At 67.5% G+C, this 17,778-nt stretch carries 9 protein-coding genes; 4 read left to right on the plus strand and 5 right to left on the minus strand.

The features are described from left to right. Positions 1-3: 3 nt before the first annotated feature. Positions 4-2,013 (minus strand): response regulator, encoded by a 2,010-nt coding sequence (locus tag K2R93_01655; protein MBY0488521.1) that lies wholly within the window; start codon positions 2,011-2,013, stop codon positions 4-6. A gap of 289 nt (positions 2,014-2,302) precedes the next feature. Between K2R93_01655 and K2R93_01660 the strand changes: the two genes are divergently transcribed. Then, positions 2,303-3,961, plus strand: coding sequence for a sodium:solute symporter (locus tag K2R93_01660; GenBank protein MBY0488522.1), 1,659 nt, complete (start codon positions 2,303-2,305; stop codon positions 3,959-3,961). Between the two features lie 81 nt (positions 3,962-4,042). On the opposite strand, the gene K2R93_01665 is transcribed toward K2R93_01660, so the two are convergent. The 3 genes from K2R93_01665 to K2R93_01675 all read right to left on the minus strand — a co-directional run bounded on the left by K2R93_01665 (position 4,043) and on the right by K2R93_01675 (position 10,890). Then, positions 4,043-6,682 (minus strand): PIG-L family deacetylase, encoded by a 2,640-nt coding sequence (locus tag K2R93_01665; protein MBY0488523.1) that lies wholly within the window; start codon positions 6,680-6,682, stop codon positions 4,043-4,045. Between the two features lie 112 nt (positions 6,683-6,794). Continuing rightward, positions 6,795-9,569, minus strand: coding sequence for a 2-oxoglutarate dehydrogenase E1 component (locus tag K2R93_01670; protein MBY0488524.1), 2,775 nt, complete (start codon positions 9,567-9,569; stop codon positions 6,795-6,797). Positions 9,570-9,618: 49 nt separating this feature from the next. After that, the gene (locus K2R93_01675; protein ID MBY0488525.1) at positions 9,619-10,890 is read right to left on the minus strand and encodes a GAF domain-containing protein; all 1,272 of its coding nucleotides are present in this window, start codon (positions 10,888-10,890) and stop codon (positions 9,619-9,621) included. Between the two features lie 68 nt (positions 10,891-10,958). Here K2R93_01675 and K2R93_01680 point away from each other — a divergent pair, with 68 nt between their 5' ends. After that, on the plus strand, positions 10,959-11,132 hold the full coding sequence (locus tag K2R93_01680) for a DUF2256 domain-containing protein (GenBank protein ID MBY0488526.1): 174 nt from the start codon (positions 10,959-10,961) through the stop codon (positions 11,130-11,132). A 6-nt stretch (positions 11,133-11,138) separates the two neighbouring features. On the opposite strand, the gene K2R93_01685 is transcribed toward K2R93_01680, so the two are convergent. Further along, positions 11,139-12,632, minus strand: a complete 1,494-nt coding sequence (locus K2R93_01685) for a hypothetical protein (GenBank protein MBY0488527.1) — start codon at positions 12,630-12,632, stop codon at positions 11,139-11,141. A 172-nt stretch (positions 12,633-12,804) separates the two neighbouring features. On the opposite strand from K2R93_01685, the gene K2R93_01690 reads away from it, so the two are divergent. Continuing rightward, complete coding sequence (locus tag K2R93_01690; GenBank protein ID MBY0488528.1) at positions 12,805-16,503, plus strand: carboxypeptidase-like regulatory domain-containing protein; 3,699 nt, start codon at positions 12,805-12,807, stop codon at positions 16,501-16,503. An 8-nt stretch (positions 16,504-16,511) separates the two neighbouring features. Continuing rightward, a complete protein-coding gene (locus K2R93_01695; protein MBY0488529.1) occupies positions 16,512-17,774 on the plus strand; it encodes a hypothetical protein in 1,263 nt (420 codons plus the stop codon). The last annotated feature ends 4 nt before the right edge of the window (positions 17,775-17,778 follow it).

Consider the following 17,778-nt stretch of genomic DNA (forward strand, 5'->3'; position numbering starts at 1 on the left):
GAGTTACTCGGATGTGGAAGGCGGGGAGTATCCCCCCGCAATGTGGGCCTTGAGTTCCATTGCCCGCAACGGTTTGCGGAGCACGAATTCGGCGCCCTGTGCCTCTGAGGTATCGGCCGCAGGCTCCCAGCCGGTGATCACCCCGACGCGCACGCCCGGTGCCACCGCCCGGGCAAAGGCGACCAGGTCCCATCCACTGCCGTCGGGCAAGCCCACATCGGTCAGCAGAATGTCATAGGGCGGGGGGCTGGCCGCCTCGAGGCGGCGGCGGGCGTCGGCGCACGTCCCAACCGCGTCCACGATATGACGGTCGCCCTGCAGGATGCGCCGCAAAAATTCCCGGCCATCGTCGTGGTCCTCGACCACCAGAATGCGCTGCGGCGAGGAGACGGCGGGGACAACTGGCGGCGTTGGAGCGGATTGTGTCTGCTCCACGGGCAATCGCAGGACCACCTCGGTCCCGCGCCCCAGCTCAGACGAAATGTGCACGGTGCCGCGATTCCGCCGCATGATGCCGTACACCTCGGCCAATCCGAGGCCCGAGCCCTTTCGTCCCTTGGTGGTGAAAAATGGCTCGAAGGCGCGCTCGCGGACTTCAGCGGTCATGCCAACCCCGGTGTCCCGGACGAAGACGCAGGCGTCGCGTCCCTCCACCACCGTCCGGACCGTGAGCGTGCCGCCGGTTGGCATGGCGTCCATCGCGTTCTGCACCAGGTTGAGCAGCGCCTCGCGGATCTCGCCGGGCAGGCCTCGCGCGCACACGTCTGGACCAAGCTGACGAACGACCCGGACCTCCCCCGCCTCACCGGCCGGGCGCTTGCGGACGGGTTCCGTCAGGTCGAGGACTTCGTTGACGAGGACCGACAGATCCATCTCCTCGTCGCCCCCGGCGTGTACCGGTTCCTGCCGGATGAAGCGCCCGACGCGCGAGGCGGTCGCGGCCGCCGTTTCCGAGGCCGTCTTGATCCGATCGGCGTACTCACGCACCGCGTCGGGCGATTCGGCATGATGCCGCAACAGATACGCGGCCGCCATGATCGGGTTGAGCGCGTTGTTCAGATCGTGCATCACGCCGGCCGCCAGTTGCCCGATGGCCGCCAGACGCCGTTCGCGCACGGTGTCTTCCTGCGCCGCCAGCAGGTCGCGCGACCGCTCTTCGACCAGACGCTGCAGTTCGGACTCGTTCAGCGGCGGGCCCGAGGCCTGCGCCGCCATCTCCCGGTCGCGAATCAGCTGGCTCAGCTGCTCACGATCGGTCACGTCGCGGTCGAGCAGCACCACACCGCACACCTGGCCATCGGCATCGCGCATGGGCGCCGCGTACGCTTCGATCGTACGCGCCGTGCCGAGACGCTGCACCTCGAGCAGCTGCCGCGACACGATGATGCCGGCGAACGCCTTCATGGCCGGTGTGTCGAGAAACGGGAGCGGCCGCACATTCTGCACGCAGTGGGGCTTGTCGAGCTCCCAGAGCTCACGCACCGTGGCCGGCTGACGCTCCGCGTGTTCCCGCTCGGCGTTCGCGTTCTGCCGGCGGATGCGGCCGTCCATATCCACGATGCGGACGGACGAGGGCGTGAGGTCAAAGATCGTCGCCAGTTCGCGATCGGCCCGTTCCAGGGCGGCTCGGCGCTGCTCACGCTCGGTGGCGTCCACCGCCGACACCAGCAGCAGATCCGAATCGAACACCGTCACCCGAAGATCGACGATCGGCCCGTCCAGACCGAAGGGGACGGTGCGCGTCTGGAGTGGTGCCCGGGCTTTGGCTGCGGCGATGGCTTCGGCGGCAGCGGCGCCTAACGGCTGGAGCACCACGCGCCACTGCTGGGACTCGAGCGGCGCGATCTCGTCGACGACGAACAGCTCCCGGCCCCGCTGATTGATCGCCACGAGTGTCCCGGCCGCCGCAAAGAGCGCCGCAGCCGACGGCAGCGCGTCGAGCAGCGCGGTCAGTCGCGTGCGCTCACGGTCAGAGATGGTGAGCGGCGACGCGGTGTCAGATGGCGAGGGCATTGGCAGAGACACACCGGACGTCGTGGCCGGACCCCGGGGGCAGCTTCGCGGCCGGGCAATCGGGAAACGGGGTGACGGGGACTCGCCCGGCACGGGGTGGAAAGTAGCCATCCTTTGTCCCAACGGTCAAATCGACCGGGCTCACCCCTACAGAGGGGCGCCATGCGCCGCTGCTCGGTAGCTTGGTGGCATGTCGACCTTCCGCACGACGCTCATTCGGGTCCTGGCGGTCCAGCTGGTGGCGCTGGCCCTGCTGTGGCTGCTCCAGTCCCGCTACTCCCACTAGCGCATGCATTGGCTGAACTGGGCCATCGTGGCGGCCTACCTGATCTTCGTCGTGGGCGACAGCCTGCGGCGCACGCGCGGGGCCACGAAGAATCTCGATGGGTTCTTCCTGGCCAGTCGCCGCCTGCCGTGGTGGGCGGTGGGGCTGTCGGTCATGGCCACGCAGCTCTCGGCCATCACGCTGATCGGCACGACGAGCCTGGGCGCCACGAGTGGCATGCGATTCGTGCAGCAGTACTTCGGGCTGCCGATCGCGATGGTCATTCTGGGCGTGACGCTGGTGCCGTTTCTGCACGGCTCCAAGGTCTACACCGCCTACGAGTACCTCGAACGGCGCTTTGACGCGAAGACGCGATCGGTCACGGCCTTCCTGTTTCTGTGCTCACGCGGCATGTCGTGCGGCACGATCATCGCGGCGCCGAGTGTGGTGCTGAGCGCGATCTTCGGCTGGGACATCTCGTGGTGCGTGGTGCTCATTGGCATCCCCACGGTGCTGTACACGGCGATCGGCGGCGTGGAAGCGGTCGCCTGGGCCGATGTGAAGCAGATGGTCATCGTGATCGGGGCGCTGGTGGCGATCGTCGCCGTGCTCATGATCAAGCTGCCCGTGCCGGTGGACGACGCCCTCCGCATTGCCGGCAGCACGGGGCGCATGCAGGTGTTCGACTTCTCCTTCTCGCTCACCGAGACGTACACCTTCTGGTCAGGGATCATCGGCGGCACGTTCCTCATGCTGTCGTACTTCGGCACCGACCAGAGCCAGGTGCAGCGCTATCTCGCGGCCAAGAATGTGGACGAAGCGCGCACGAGCCTGCTGATCAGTGCCTACTGGAAGATTCCCCTGCAGGCGCTCGTGCTGCTGATCGGCGTGTTCGTGTATCTGTTCTACACGTTCAATCCGGCGCCGATGCTCTTCAATCCGCGCCACGATGCCATGCTGCGCGAGAAGCAGCCGGCCGTCTACGCGGAGCTCACCGCGAAGTACACGGCGGCCCTCGCGGCACGGAATCAGGCCGCGCGCGATGCCGCGGCTCACGGCGATGCGCCGGCCGATCTCGCCGTCTTCCACGACCAGAACCTGCGCGCCGATTCGGTGCGTGCGCTGGCGCTTGAGGCGGCTGGCAAGGCAACGGGTGAGAACCCGAAAGACGTGAACTTTATCGTGCCGCGCCTCGTGCTCGACTACCTGCCGCTCGGTTTCGCGGGGCTCTTTTTGGCCGCCGTCATCGGCGCGGCGATGAGTGCCATTGCCGCCGAGCTCAATTCGCTCGCCACGGCCAGCACGGTGGACTTCTACCAACGCTGGTTCAAGCGCGACGCCACCGACGCGCAGTACCTGCAGGCCGGCCGCGTGGCCACGCTCGGCTGGGGGGTCTTCGCGATGGCCGTGGCCACTAAAGCCGCGACGCTCGGCTCGCTGATCGAGGTGGTGAACCGCTTCGGCTCGTTCTTCTACGGCTCGATTCTGGGCGTCTTCCTGCTCGCCATGATCAAGCGGGCGAACGCCCTCGGCGCGTTCGTCGGGTTGCTGAGCGGCATGGCCGCCGTCGCCGCGGTGTCATTCGGAGCGCCCAAGGTGAGCTTCCTGTGGCACAACGTGATCGGCGCGGTGGTGGTCGTTGTGGTCGGGCTGGGGCTCAGCGTTACTTCGCGGGACAACTGACGAGGGAAGGGACCACTGACGAGGATTGGTGCACGCACACGTCCTCGTTGTTGTCCCCTGACCTCGTGAGCTGTCCCCGCTTCAAGGGACGCGCGGCCCCACGACCGGTGGCTGCCCCGCCACCAGATTCGCCAGCAGCCGCGCCGCCCCCGGCACGCCGTTCGGTAACTGCCGGAACAGTGCGAGCGTGACGTACACGTACTTACCCTTGCCGAGCGGCGCCGCGACCAGCGCGCCCTTGTTCTCCGGCTCGTTCGGATCGTTCATCCCGAGCAGGCTCGTGTAGCGCGGGTCGATCGTGCTCGGCATATACGTGGCGCGCTCCTGCACCCAATCCGCCCAGTCGGCGGCGCTGATCCTGTTCGGGGCACTGAGCAGCGGGTTGGTGGGCGCGAGCACCTTCACCGGCGCGTTTTCATCCGTCACACGTTCGGCGCGCGGCGCCCACTGCATGGGGAAGGGCAGCACCTTCGTGAACTGGTTCATGTTCTGTGCGCCGTACTGCACCACGAGCGTGCCGCCGGCCTTGGCGTAGTCGAGCAGGCGACCGTTGTAGCGCACGAGCGCCTCGCTGCTTTCGTAGGCGCGCGGCCCCACCACAATGCTCGTGAAGCGCGACAGGTCCATGCCGGCGAGCGCGTTCGGATCGATGCGCTCCACCGCGATATCCAGCTGCTCCAGCGCATCGGCGCCATGATCGGCGAGCCCCGCGATGTAGCCCACGCGCGCCCGCGCCGGGAGCTTCACGTCCACGGCGCTCAGATACATCCCCGAGCCGCCATAGAGGCGCATCGGATCGATGTGCTCGTAGTTCACCGTATAGTAGCCGCTCGAGCTCATCGTGCCTTCGTGGAAGGCCAGCGCGGCGAGCTGATGTCGACCCGGTGCGAGCATCCCGCGCAGGCGGAAGGTGACGACGCCCACGCCGCGCGGCGCGAGCGTGATGGTCTTTTCGATCGAGTCCGCCTTGAGCCCGTCGGGGAGCTCGAGCTTCACCAGCACCTTCGCGTCCTGATCGTACGCGCTCTCGAGCCGAACCGGCACATCACGCAGCACCGGCACGCCGGCGCGGATGTACTCCATCACGTTCGCGAGCCCGATCACGATCCCCGGCACCGCGGCCACGGGCTTGGAGACATCCCCCTTCACCGCATCCACACTGCGCCGCACCACGGGCACCGTGATGTCGACCGTCGTGCCTGCGATCTGCAATACGGCGCGCGCCGTCGTGGCGGTCCGCCCGATCTCCGTGGCCTCATCCACCGCTTCGATGGGCGTCTGGAACCAGTCGCCCTGTTTGCGGCCATTCGTGCGCCACCAGGTGGTGGTGGGCTCCATGGAAAAGGCGAAGCGCTTGAGCGTGATGCTGCTGTCGGGGAGCAGCTCGTGCTTGTCTTCAATGACCCCGAGCTGTCGGAACTCTTCACGCGTCACGGCATTGGTGAGCGTGACCGGCACGCGACCGCGATTGTACACGCTGATGCGCACCGGCAGCGAGTCGCTCACGCCCGTCTTTTCGGGGCGGCGCACCGGGAAGACCTCCTGATCGGCCTCGGCTTCCACCACCACGCCCGACGCCTGCACGAGCGCGCGCTCGGTCCGCTGGATGGTCGTGCTGAGCGCGTCCCACAGCGCGGGATCCGCATTGCGCGCACGCCCCGTGAGCGTAGGCGGAAGGCCCGCGCGCGCGAAGAACAACCGGGCCGGCGGGGTGCCGGCCGCGTTGCGCACGGCGCGCAGCTGCTCGAGCGCCCGCGCGAGTGGGGCGACCAGCGCACTCGGATCGGCTGGGCGATACTGCGCACTGAGGCCCCGTAGGACCGCGAGCGCCGAATCGAGCACGGGCGCCGACGCGGCCGGCACCTTCGCGCGCAGCGGCGCCCACGTGGTGTCGACCCCGTCGAACAGACCGCGCTCGTCACGCGCATTGGCCGGCCCCACCCGCGTCGCTTCGCGCGTCACGCCAGCGTAGATCGTGCCTTTGCGCTGCAACGTGCCCTGCCCTTGCGAGCGGTGCTGGCTGCGACTGTCCGCCGCGATCTCGTAGTAGCTGCGACCGAGTGAGGGGTCATACTCGCCCACGTTCACCTTGAGCGTGGCACTGTCCATCTGCTGCCGCGCACTGCGGTAGAACTTGGACACCGTCCACGGCAGCCCGAAGTCCTTCACCGGAAAACGCACGGTATCGGCGGCGAGCTCGTACGCTTCGCGCGCCAGCATGCCGCTGATCTGATGATGCCCGTGCCCATCGCGCGGCGTCCCGCTGAACCACGCCACGATCACGTGCGGGCGGAAGGCGCGCACGACCTTCACCACGTCGCCCAGAATGGTGTCCTTGGGCCAGTGGGTGAGCGTTTCCTCAGCGTTCTTGCTGAAGCCAAAATCGAAGGCCCGCGTGAAGTACTGCGTGGGACCGTCAATGCGACGCGCGGCGAGCAGCTCCTGCGTACGAATGGCACCCAGCGCTTCGCCAAGTTCGTTGCCGATCAGGTTCTGTCCGCCATCGCCGCGCGTGAGCGACAGGTACGCCGTCTCGACGTGCCGCCCGCGGGCAAGCCACGCCAGCAGAAAGGTGTCTTCGTCGTCGGGGTGCGCGGCGATCGTGAGTACGCGGCCGGTCGTGCCGAGGCCCGCGATCGTGTTGCCGAGGGCGGCGGCGCCGCGGTCCACGGTGGGCTGGGCGTGAACCACGGTGACGGGGGTGGCCGCGGAAACAGCCACGGAAACTGCCGCGGTTACCGCGACGGCAGTGACGGCCTGAACGACGAACGCCGCGGCTCTGGCCGCGGCGCTGATCGGATCGAATCGCATGAGCGGTTCTGTCGAGTTGGAGTTAACGCTGCGAATACGCCGGCGTCCGCATATCGGCGCCTTCGTCGACATTCATCACGGTGGCGACGATGCGCGCCTGCTCGGCCTGGTGCGCGTCGACGTGCCCTTCGGCCGGGCTCGCGCGCTCCGGGCGCCCCACGTAGCGCACGCCCACGGCCGCACCGGCCGACGCGCGCAACCGCGGCTGCACATACGTCCACGCGCCCTGGTTCTTCGGCTCTTCCTGCGCCCACACCACCTGCTCGATGGCAGGGTACGTGTCCATCACCTGCTGAATAGCCTCGTGCGGCCACGGATAGAGCTCTTCGACACGGACCAGCGCCACGCTCGGATTGCGATTCGCCGCGAGCGCCATGTCGTAGTAGATCTTCCCGGTGCAGAACACGATGCGGCGCACCTCATCGCGGCGCTGGCTCGCGATGGGATCGTCGATCACGCTCTGGAAGCCGCCGCTCGTGAGCTCGGAGAGCTTGCTCGCCGCCTGCGGCAGGCGCAGGAGGCTCTTGGGCTGCATGCAGATCAGCGGGCGGCGATCCTCGCGCAGCGCCTGACGGCGCAGCAGATGGAAGAACTGCGCCGGCGTGCTGCAATACGCCACCGTCATGTTGCCTTCGGCGCACAGCTGCAGGAAGCGCTCGAGGCGCGCGCTCGAATGCTCGGGGCCCTGGCCTTCATAGCCATGCGGCAGCAGCATGACGAGCCCGCTGTCCTGTCCCCACTTGGCGCGGTCCGCCACGATGAATTGGTCGATGATCGGCTGCGCCACGTTCACGAAGTCACCGAACTGCGCTTCCCAGAGCACGAGCGAATCGGTGGCGACCACGCTGTAGCCGTACTCAAAGGCGAGAATCGCCGTTTCGGAGAGCGCCGAGTTGTAGACCTCGAAGCGGCCCGTCGCCCCCGGAATGTTCGCCAGCGGCGCGTACTTGATGCCCGTGTTCGCGTCGTTCAAGACCGAGTGGCGATGCGAGAAGGTGCCGCGCTCGGCGTCCTGGCCGGTAAGCCGCACGCTCATGCCGCTTTGAATCAGCGAGCCGTACGCCAGCGCTTCGGCGTGCCCCCACTCGATGCCCCCCTGTTCGCCCATCGTTTCGCGGCGCCGCTCGAGCTGCTTCGCCAACCGCGGGTTGGGCGTGAACCCCTCCGGCCACGTGAGCAGCGCCTCGTTGAGCGCGTGCAGTTGCTCGGCACTCACTGCCGTTACCACCGGCGGCGTGGGCGCCGCCGGCTCGGCCGGCCACGGGGCGTGCTTCTCGGCGCCCAGCAGCGACTGCTTGAAGCGCGCATGAATGTCGGCGTAGCGCTGGGCGACGGCCTTCTCCACCTCAGACGCCTCCGCCTCGGTGAGCACGCCTTCGCTCACCAGACGCTTGGCCCACACCTGCGGCACCGTGGGGTGCTGCCGAATGCGTGCCGTGCGCACCGGCTGCGTATACATCGGCTCGTCGCCTTCGTTATGGCCGTGGCGACGGTAGCCCACGAGGTCGATCAGCACGTCCTTCTTGAACTGCGCCCGATACGCGCAGGCGAGCCGCATGGCGGTGATGCACGCCTCGGCGTCGTCTGCGTTCACATGGAAGATCGGGATTTCGAAGCCCTTCGCGAGATCGCTCGCGTAGTACGTCGAACGCGCATCGTGCGGGTCGGTCGTGAAGCCGACCTGATTGTTCACGATGATGTGAATCGTCCCACCGGTGCGGTAGGCGTTGAGCGTCGAGATGTTGAGCGTCTCGGCGACAATGCCTTCACCCGGGAACGCCGCGTCGCCGTGAATCGCCACCGGCACGACCTTGCTTTCGTCGCGGCCATTCTCGGTACGTTGCAATGCACGCACCACGCCTTCGATGACCGGGTTCACCACTTCCAGGTGCGACGGATTGGGCACGAGGCGGAGTCGCACCTCGCGACCGTCGATCTCGCGCGCGCCCACGTAGCCCATGTGGTACTTCACGTCGCCGCTGGCGCCTTCGTCGGCATGCTCGAAGTGCCCTTCGAATTCGCCGAAGAGCGTTTCGAACGGCTTGCCCATCACGTTGGTGAGGACATTCAAGCGGCCGCGGTGGGCCATGCCGATCACGACCTCTTCCGCGCCAGCCTGGCCGAGCGCGGCGATGAGCTCGTCGAGCATGGGCACGAGCGCGTCGGTGCCCTCGATGGAGAAGCGCTTGTAGCCCTGATAGGCACGACCCAGGAAGCGCTCGAGCCCGTCGACTTCGTTGAGGCGCTTGAGGACCTGCTTCTTCTCGTCGGCTGTGAGCGGGCGGGTGAGGACGCCGTCGCGGAAGGCGCGGCGGAACCACTCGCGCTCTTCGTTCACCTCGAGGTGCCACACTTCATAGCCCACGCGCCCCGAGTACACCGTGCGCTTGCGCGCGATGACGTCCTTGGCGGTCGCGAAACGGGCATCGTCGAGCGCGGCGCCGGGGATCTTCGCGAGATCGTCGTCGGTGAGCCCCCAGAATTCCGGGCGCAGTTCGTCGGCGCTGGCCGGCGGCGTGCCCAGCGGATCGAGCTGCACGTCGTAGTGCCCATACATGCGAATCGCCTGCAGCAGATTCGACGCAGCGGCGACCTTCTTAAGGAAGCCAGCGTCCATGGGCGCGTCCGCGGCGCTCGCGGCGCCGGCCGCGGCGGGCGTGCTGCCGGCAAAGAGCGACTCGGCGATACGGAAGTACTGACGCCAGCTCTCGTCGACGCTGGCCGGATCACGACGGTAGCGCTCGAACTGCTCGGCGACGATGCCGTCGTTGAAGACGGAGGTGATGGCGGGGCTCATGCTCGGAATGTAAAAGCCTCGCACGCAGCGCCCCACTCAGCGCGGTCCGTCAGTGATGCGCGGGCAGCACGAGCGTGAAGGTGGAGCCGTCGCCGGGGCGCGAGACGACCTCGATGCGCCCCGCGAGCAACGTGGCGAGCCGGCGGGCGATGTAGAGGCCGAGGCCGGTGCCGCCGCGGCGGCGGGTCTGGGCGTCATCCACCTGGGAGAACGGGCGAAAGAGCCGCTGCATGTCGGTGGGAGCGATGCCGATCCCCGTGTCCCGGACGGCGAAGCGCACGGTAGGGCCTCCGTCGGCCGCCGGCGACCCGCGGGAGATGCGCACATCCACGCGCCCCTGCTCGGTGAACTTGATGGCGTTCTGGCAGAGGTTGAGGAGGATCTGCCGGACTTTGCTTTCGTCGGTCCGGAGCACGGGGAGCCCCGGCTCGAGCTCCAGATGGAAGTCGATCCCCTTGGCGCGAGCGACCGGCTCCAGGAACGGGTGGAGCGAGTCGGCCAGCTCGTCGAGGCGCACATCGCTATCGCGGGTCGTGAGCCGATCGGCCTCGAGCGAGGCATACGTGAGGATGTCCTCGATCAGGCTCCCCAGGTGCCGGCCCACAGTCCGCAGCCGCGTGATCGTATCCCGCTGCTGCGGCGTGAGTGGTCCTAGGATCTCATCTTCCAATAGCTCACCGTACCCCTCGAGTGCCGCTAAAGGGGTTCGAAGCTCATGCGATAGTGTCGCTAAAAGGCTCGTCTTGGCCGCATCGGCCGATCGGGCTTCCTCGAGCAGCCGGGCCTTCCAGAGCGCCAGGGCGGCCAGGTCGGCGAGCACCCCCAGCCGCTCTTCGTCAGTCTCGTCGAAGTTCGGGTGGCCGTCATCGCGCGTGACGGACAGCACGCCGAAGAGCTGGTTGTTGGCGAGGAGCGGCAGCAGGAGAATCGGCCCGATCCCCAGCTGGGGCAGCACGGAGGCAAAAAAACTCGAACTCCGGCTCGGGTTGTCCAGCGACAGCGTCCGACGCTCTTCGGCGACCCGCCCGGTGAAGGTCCCTTCGAGTGGAAAGCTCATGCCGAGCAACGGCATGGTGCGCCCAAAGCAGGCGACATATACGCCATTATCGCCGCTTAATTGAGCCACTGCTGAGCCACTCGCACGTCCTCGGTACATCGCGAGCGTGCACAGTGTCTGCACCACCTTCTGCGAATCGGTCTCGGCGGCCAGCGCCCGGGCCACCTGCCGGATGGAGCCCAGCTCCTCGGTTTTGCGGTAGTCCGAATAGAGCAGGTCTCCGGCGTCGGTCGGGAAGCCGGTCGGATCGTGCGGTGCGGTCATGCGGGGGTCGGTGCGAAACGCCTCATGCGGGGAACTCTGCACCCGCCGCCGCCGATTGGGGAGGACACATGCCCAAACGAGAAAGCCAGCGCCCCCGTGAGGGCGGCACGAACGGTCACCCCGACAAACTCTGCGCCCGCTGCGGCCGCCCCTTCAGCTGGCGCAAAAAGTGGGAGCGCGACTGGGAGTCGGTGCGGTATTGCTCGGACAAGTGCCGGATGGGGAAGAGCGCGACGAGGTAGCGACCGTTATCGCCGGATCGGTGCGACGCGGAGCGTCACGGCGCGCACCGGCGTCCGCTCGCGAAGCTCGACCAGCTGCGCCCCCATGTGGCTCGTGCTATCCGCCCGCACCGTCAGCGTCGTTCGCGGCACCCCGCACAGCACGAAGCGGCCCGCGGCATCGCTCGTATCGCGGACGGTCTCGCGCATCGCCATCAACCGCGACCCGCGCGTACCGGGCGGGATGCGCGCGCTCGCAATCCAGCGCGCCTCGACCGGCGTGGCCACGACGCGCCCCGCGGAATCCTCGGCCGTACCGGCAATCGCGGCCAATCCGTCGCGCCGAACCTGTGGCCCGCAGAGGTGATCGACCAGCGACTCGTCGCGTAGCACAATCGCCAGGGCCTCGGCGACGCGTTCCGGCACATCGATCGCCAGTGTCCATGGTGTGGTGTCGCGCGCCTTGGGCACGGCGATCGCCAGCTGATAGCGACCAGGCAGCAGCACGCCGAGGTCAACGTCTCCTCGCGCGCTGAGCGCGGCGCGCACGTTGGCCCCGGTGACCGTCACCGTTGCTCCCGCCATGGCCGCCAGTACGTCGGTTGAGGCACGCAGCGCGATGCGCGTGCTGGCGAGCGATTGCGCGTATACCGTGGAGTCGTCACCCGTGCGGCCTGCGCCTCGCGTGACGCGCATCGTCACGCCGCCCACGTCCTTGAGACCGAGCACCGCGACGCGCTCGCGTGTGTAGGTGGTGCGCGCGAGACCATCGGCGCTCTTGGTGCCAGGCGCGCCGAGGATGGGCATCGTGAGCGACCAGTCGCGGATGAGCGGCAGGCCATCGTGCCCCACGGCAAAGCGCAGCGCACCGGTGGCGGCGTCGCGCGCGATGAACGCGGGCAGGCCGTCGTACCAGAAGCGCAGCGAATCGGGGCGGAGCGGATCACCCGTCGCGAAGAACGTGGCCGCCACCTCGGCGCGTTGCGGTGCCGGCGGTGTGACGGGGGTGATGTCGACCGTCCAGCGCACTCCGTCGCGTGTAAGCGCGCGACGGACCGCGTAGCAGTGCGTGGCCACGAACGCGTCCGACGCCATGGTCGCGAGATCGGGAGCGTGGAAGGCCGTCCCATTCGCTTCGTCGCGCACGTAGCCATACCGCGCGAGACTGTCGGCCGGCCACGCCTCGAAGGGTGGCGCCGCCATGCGCGCCTCGCGCGTGAGCGCGAAGTGCCGTACCAGCGTTGGGCCGCGATCGTAGGCCCGCTCGCGCTCGTACCGCAGCACCTCGGCGCGCACGCCAGGCGCGCGGAACGCCTCGGCGGTTTGCGTCATGAGCGCCCGCAGCTGCAGATGCACCGCGAGCAGCGCGGAGTCGCCGGCGGGTGGGGTGCCGCAGACCCGGCGGGCGGAGATGCGGGCAGTGGCGAGGGAGACCGGCTGCGCGGCGGCGACCGACACGAACACGAGCACGGCAGACGCGACGTGTCCCACGCGCCCGAGTGTCGCGTGCCACGTCTGCATGCCCCTCCAGTTGATCAGTCGCATCCACGCACCGTTCAGCTCGTCAGCCAACCCTTTGTGCGCGGGATCACTCTCATCCCGCGTGTGTAAGCATCGCGCGTCCCCGGGCATTTGACGAGGGACGACCCGCGTCGCAGTCTGACGCATTCCCCCGCCCCATTGAGGTCAATCGATGAATGGTCGTGGTGTGCCCCGGTGGCCGGCCCTGCTCCGGCACGTCGCCCTCGTGTTCGCGCTGTGCACCCTCGCCCTGACCCCACGCGCAGCGGCGGCCCAGCAACAGGCTGACGTCATTCGGGGTCGCGTTGTGGGCGCCGACGGCGCGCCGATCTTCAATGCACAGATCACCGCCGTGTCGTACTTCGGCGGCATCACCAAGCAGACGCGCACCAATCGCGATGGGCGCTTCTCCATCACCTATCCCAACGGGGAAGGCGACTACTGGCTCTCCTTCGCCGCCCTCGGCTATCAACCGCAGCGCATCGAAGTGAAGCGCGTGGCCGACGAAGAAGTCCTCATTGCCGACATCAAGCTCTCCAATGTGCAGACGCTGGCCGCGGTGCAGACCACCGCGAACGCCGCGAAGGCGCCGCCGCCGCGGCAGGACTTCATGGGCGATGTGACGGGTGGTGACCGATTCGTCTCCAACACGAGCGTCACCCCCGAGCAGGCCGGCAACCTCGCCGCGCTCGCCGCCAGCACCCCCGGCGTGCAGCTCATCCCCGGCGTCGACGGCAACCCCGATCGTTTCTCCATCTTTGGTCTCGATCCGTCGCAGAACAACGCGTCGCTCAACGGGCAACAGGCAGGGCTCTCCACCATTCCGCGCGATGCCGCGGTGGGGCAGACGGTCCGCACCGGCTACGACGTGGCGAACGGCGGGTTCAGTGGCGCGCAGGTGGCCATCACCACCTTCAGCGGCAACAACTACATCAACCGCACCATGAGCGGCGTCTTCAACGCGCCGCAGGGGCAATTCAACGACGCGGTGGGGCGCGCGAACGCGTATTCGTTTGCCTCCATTGGCGGCCGGCTCGCCGGTCCGTTCGTGATGGACAAGGACTTCTACAACGTCTCCTTCCAGTTCGATCGACGGGACACGCGCCTTCCCACGCTGCTCACCAGCTCCCCGCAGGTCTTCCAGAGTAATGGCGTCGCCGCCGACTCGGCGCAGCGCTTGCGCAGCATTCTGTCGCAGCTCGGCCTGCCGCTCACGGTGAGCGATGTCGGGCGCACGTCGCCGCGCACCAATGCCTCATTGCTGGGCACCTTTGACTGGGCGCCCAAATCACCCACGAGCGGGCAGGCGTTCAACCTTGCGTTCAACGGGACCTATACCGACGCGGGGCCGCAGAACGCCTTTGCCCTGCAGACCTCCACCGCGCTGTCAGGATCGCGCAGTCTGAGCGGCGGCTCGCAGCTGCGGCACACCAACTACTTCAACAACGGCGTTCTCACGGAGTCGATGTTCAGCGTGTCGGGGTCGCATCAGCGCACCGATCCGTTCCTCGAGCTCCCCGCCGGCACCGTGCTGGTCACCAGCACCCTCGCCGATGGCTCGAGCGCCACGCGCTCGCTCACCTTTGGCGGCGGGAGTAATGCGGGCACCAACGACCAGCTGTCGCTCAGCGGCCGCAACATGCTGTCGTGGATCAGCAACAACAACAAGCATCGTCTCAAGCTGATCACCGAACTGCGCCTCGATCGGGCCGGCTCGGAGCGTGCCACGAATCTGTTCGGACGCTACACTTATCAGTCGCTCGATGATCTGGCGGTCGGCCGCGCGTCGAGCTTCTCGCGCAACCTCAACACGGTGTCGCAGACCGGGCGCGCGCTGGTGGGTGCCGTGGCGCTGGGTGACGCTTTCCGCCCCACCAAGGACCTGCAACTGCAGTACGGCGTGCGCCTGGATGGGAACACGTTCCTCGACCGCCCCGCCGAGAATGCCGCGATCGCGAGCGCCTTCGGCGTTGCCAATACACTGGTGCCGAACCGCCTCTATCTGAGCCCACGCCTCGGCTTCTCCTGGCTGATGGGTACGGCGCCGCAGATCTCCTTTGCCGACGGGTTCTTCAGCGGCCCGCGCGCCACCATTCGCGGCGGCTTCGGGCTCTTTCAGAACATGCGCGGGCCCGATCTCGTCTCCGGTGCCATCGCGAACACGGGGTTGCCGGGGTCGCAGCAGCAGCTCGTGTGTACGGGCGCGGCCACGCCCATCGCCGATTGGGATATGCTTCTGGCCAACCCGAACGGTGTGGCCGGCAGCTGCGCCGATGGCACGAGTGGCTCGCTCTTCGCGAACAGCGCGCCGAGCGTCACGCTGTTCGGGCCGCAGTACACGCAGGAACGGAGCTGGCGCAGCAACCTGAGCTGGAACGGGCTCGTGTGGGGGAACCGCTACAACCTCACCGCGAACGTGCAGTATGCGCTCAACCTGAGTCAGCCCGACTTCGTGGATCTCAACTTCCGCGCGCAGCCGCAGTTTGCGCTCGCCGGGGAAGCCGGACGACCGATCTACGTGGCGCCCACCAGCATCGACGCCGCCAGCGGCCTCATCGCCTCGCGCGACGCTCGGATCAGCACGGCCTTCAACAGCGTGCAACAGCAGCGCTCGGACCTGCGCTCGCAGAGTGGACAGTTCACGGTGAATATCTCCCCCTTCACCTTCAACACGCCCACGTTCCGCTGGTCGGCCGGCTACAGCTATCTGTATCTCACCCAGCAGTATCGCGGCTTCAGCAACACGGCCGGCGATCCGCTGGCGATTGCCTGGAATACCGGCGCGACCCCGCGGCACGATCTCTCGTACCAGCTCACGTGGAACGTGAAGAACTTCGTCACGCTCACATGGAATGGGCGCTTGAGCTCGGGGCAGCGCTTCACGCCCATGATCAGCGGCGATGTGAACGGCGACGGCCGCGCCAACGATCGCGCCTTTGTGTATGCGCCGGGTGGTACGACGGATGCGGCGCTCGGGGCCGGCATGCAGGCGCTGCTCGACAACGGCTCGAGGGCTGCCCGGAAGTGCCTCCGGAGCCAGCTGGGCAAGCTGGCTGATCGCAACAGCTGCGAAGGGCCGTGGACCGCGGCCAACTCGTCGCTCAACATCACGCTGAATCCATCGCGTATCCGGCTGCCGCAGCGCACCACGCTCTCGTTCACGCTCTCCAATCCGTTGGCGGCCGCCGATCTGCTGCTGAATGGCAGCGAGAAGCTCAAGGGCTGGGGGCAAGCGCCCTTCGTGGACCAGTCACTGCTCTATGTGCGTGGCTTCAACGCGGCGACCAACAGCTTCCGCTACGACGTCAACCAGCGCTTCGGCGCCACGCGCGTGCAGCAGGTGACCTCGCGGGCGCCCGCGATTCTCACCATGCGGGTCAACGTGGACCTCGCCCCCACGCGTGACTGGCAGAATCTCAGTCAGCAGCTCGCCCGCGGCCGCACCCGGGCGGGCGCCAAGATGACCGAAGCCGCCGTGCGTCAGATGAGCCCACAGCTCTTCCCGAACGTGATGTCGCGCCTGCTGCAGGTGGGCGAGCAGATCCATCTCACGCGACGACAGGCCGACAGCCTGGCCACCATGAGCCGCCGCTACACCCGCCTCGTCGATTCGGCGTGGACGCCGGCTGCCAAGTATCTGGCGGCGCTCCCCAAGGAGTACGACAAGGCCGACGCCCAGCGAAAGCTCGTGGCGGCCCGCGAGGTCGTGATCGACTACCTCATCCTCGCCACCCCCAACGTGCGCAAGCTGCTCACGAAGGGGCAGCTGCGCGTGCTCAACTCGCAGATCCTGCAACAGCTCGAGCCGCGCTATCTCGAACTGCTCAAGAGTGGGCAGTCGGGGAGTGAGTTCGCGTTCTTCTTCTTCTGAGGCCCACCATGCGAATCACTCTGGTACTTGTGGCGAGTGCGGCGCTGGCGAGTGTCGCGCTGGCGGCTACCGCCGGTGCCCAGGACAGTCTCGAGACGCGCGTGACCACCAGTCGCGTCCCCATTCCCGTGCGGCAGCTTGCCTCGAAGGAGTCGGCCGACACCACACGGCTCACCGATGTGTCGAGTGTGCGCCACCTGCCCAACGGCAGCGTCATTGTGAACGACGTGCAGCGGCGGCAGCTGGTGGTCTACGACAAGTCGCTGCAGCAGGCGCGCATCATTGCTGACACGAGCAGCAATTCCCCCAACCCCTACGGACTGCGGACGGCGAACGGCTCCCTGATTCCCTATCAGGGTGACTCGACCCTGTTCATCGATCTCGACTCGCAGGCGTTCCTCGTGATCGACGGTGCCGGCACCTTTGCGCGCGTGATGGCCCCGGTGCGGGCGAGCGACATGTTTCTGATCGCGTCCAGCCAGTACGGCGCCTCGCAGTTCGATGCCAAGGGGCGCCTGTTCTATCGCGGCATCCGGCGCAACAGCAACGACGGCTTCGAATTCACCGGCGGGAACAGCCGACGGGTGACCACGGAGCCCGATTCGGCGCCCATTCTGCGCATGGACTTCGACAAGCGCAGCGTGGATTCGGTGGCGTTTCTCAAGATTTCGGCGCCCAAGAGCGTCTTCATCTCGACGAGCAACATGGCGTTCTCGCGGCGCATGATCAATCCGCTCCCCGTGTCCGACGAGTGGACGCTCCTGCCCGACGGCACCATCGCCATCGTGCGCGGGCAGGACTATCACGTGGACCTCATCGCCCCCGACGGCAAGCGCACGAGCGGACCACGGCTCCCCTTCGACTGGCGGCGCATCACCAAGGAAGACAAGCAGGCCATCATCGACTCGGTGCGAAAGGCCGACGCCGAGCGGGTGGCCAAGCTGCCTCCCGCGCCGCCCAGTCAGTTCTCGATTCCGCAGTCGAACGAGTTCGTGGAGCCGAGTGAACTGCCGGACTACTACCCGCCGGTGCGGCAGGGGCAGGTGCGGGCCGATTACGAGGGGAATCTCTGGATTCTCCCCAGCACCTCCAAGGATGCAAAGAACGGCCTGCTGTACGACGTGGTGAACCGGGAGGGCGCGCTCGTAGAACGGGTGCAGCTACCCAAGGACCGCACACTGGTAGGCTTTGGGCCCGGGGGCGTGCTGTATTTGAGTTGGGTGCGGGCACCGGGGAAGGCGACGCTGGAGCGGGCGACGGTGGCGCGGTAGGCGA

It is taken from the genome of Gemmatimonadaceae bacterium (assembly GCA_019752115.1).
In the GTDB taxonomy this organism is placed as follows: Bacteria; Gemmatimonadota; Gemmatimonadetes; order Gemmatimonadales; family Gemmatimonadaceae; genus Gemmatimonas.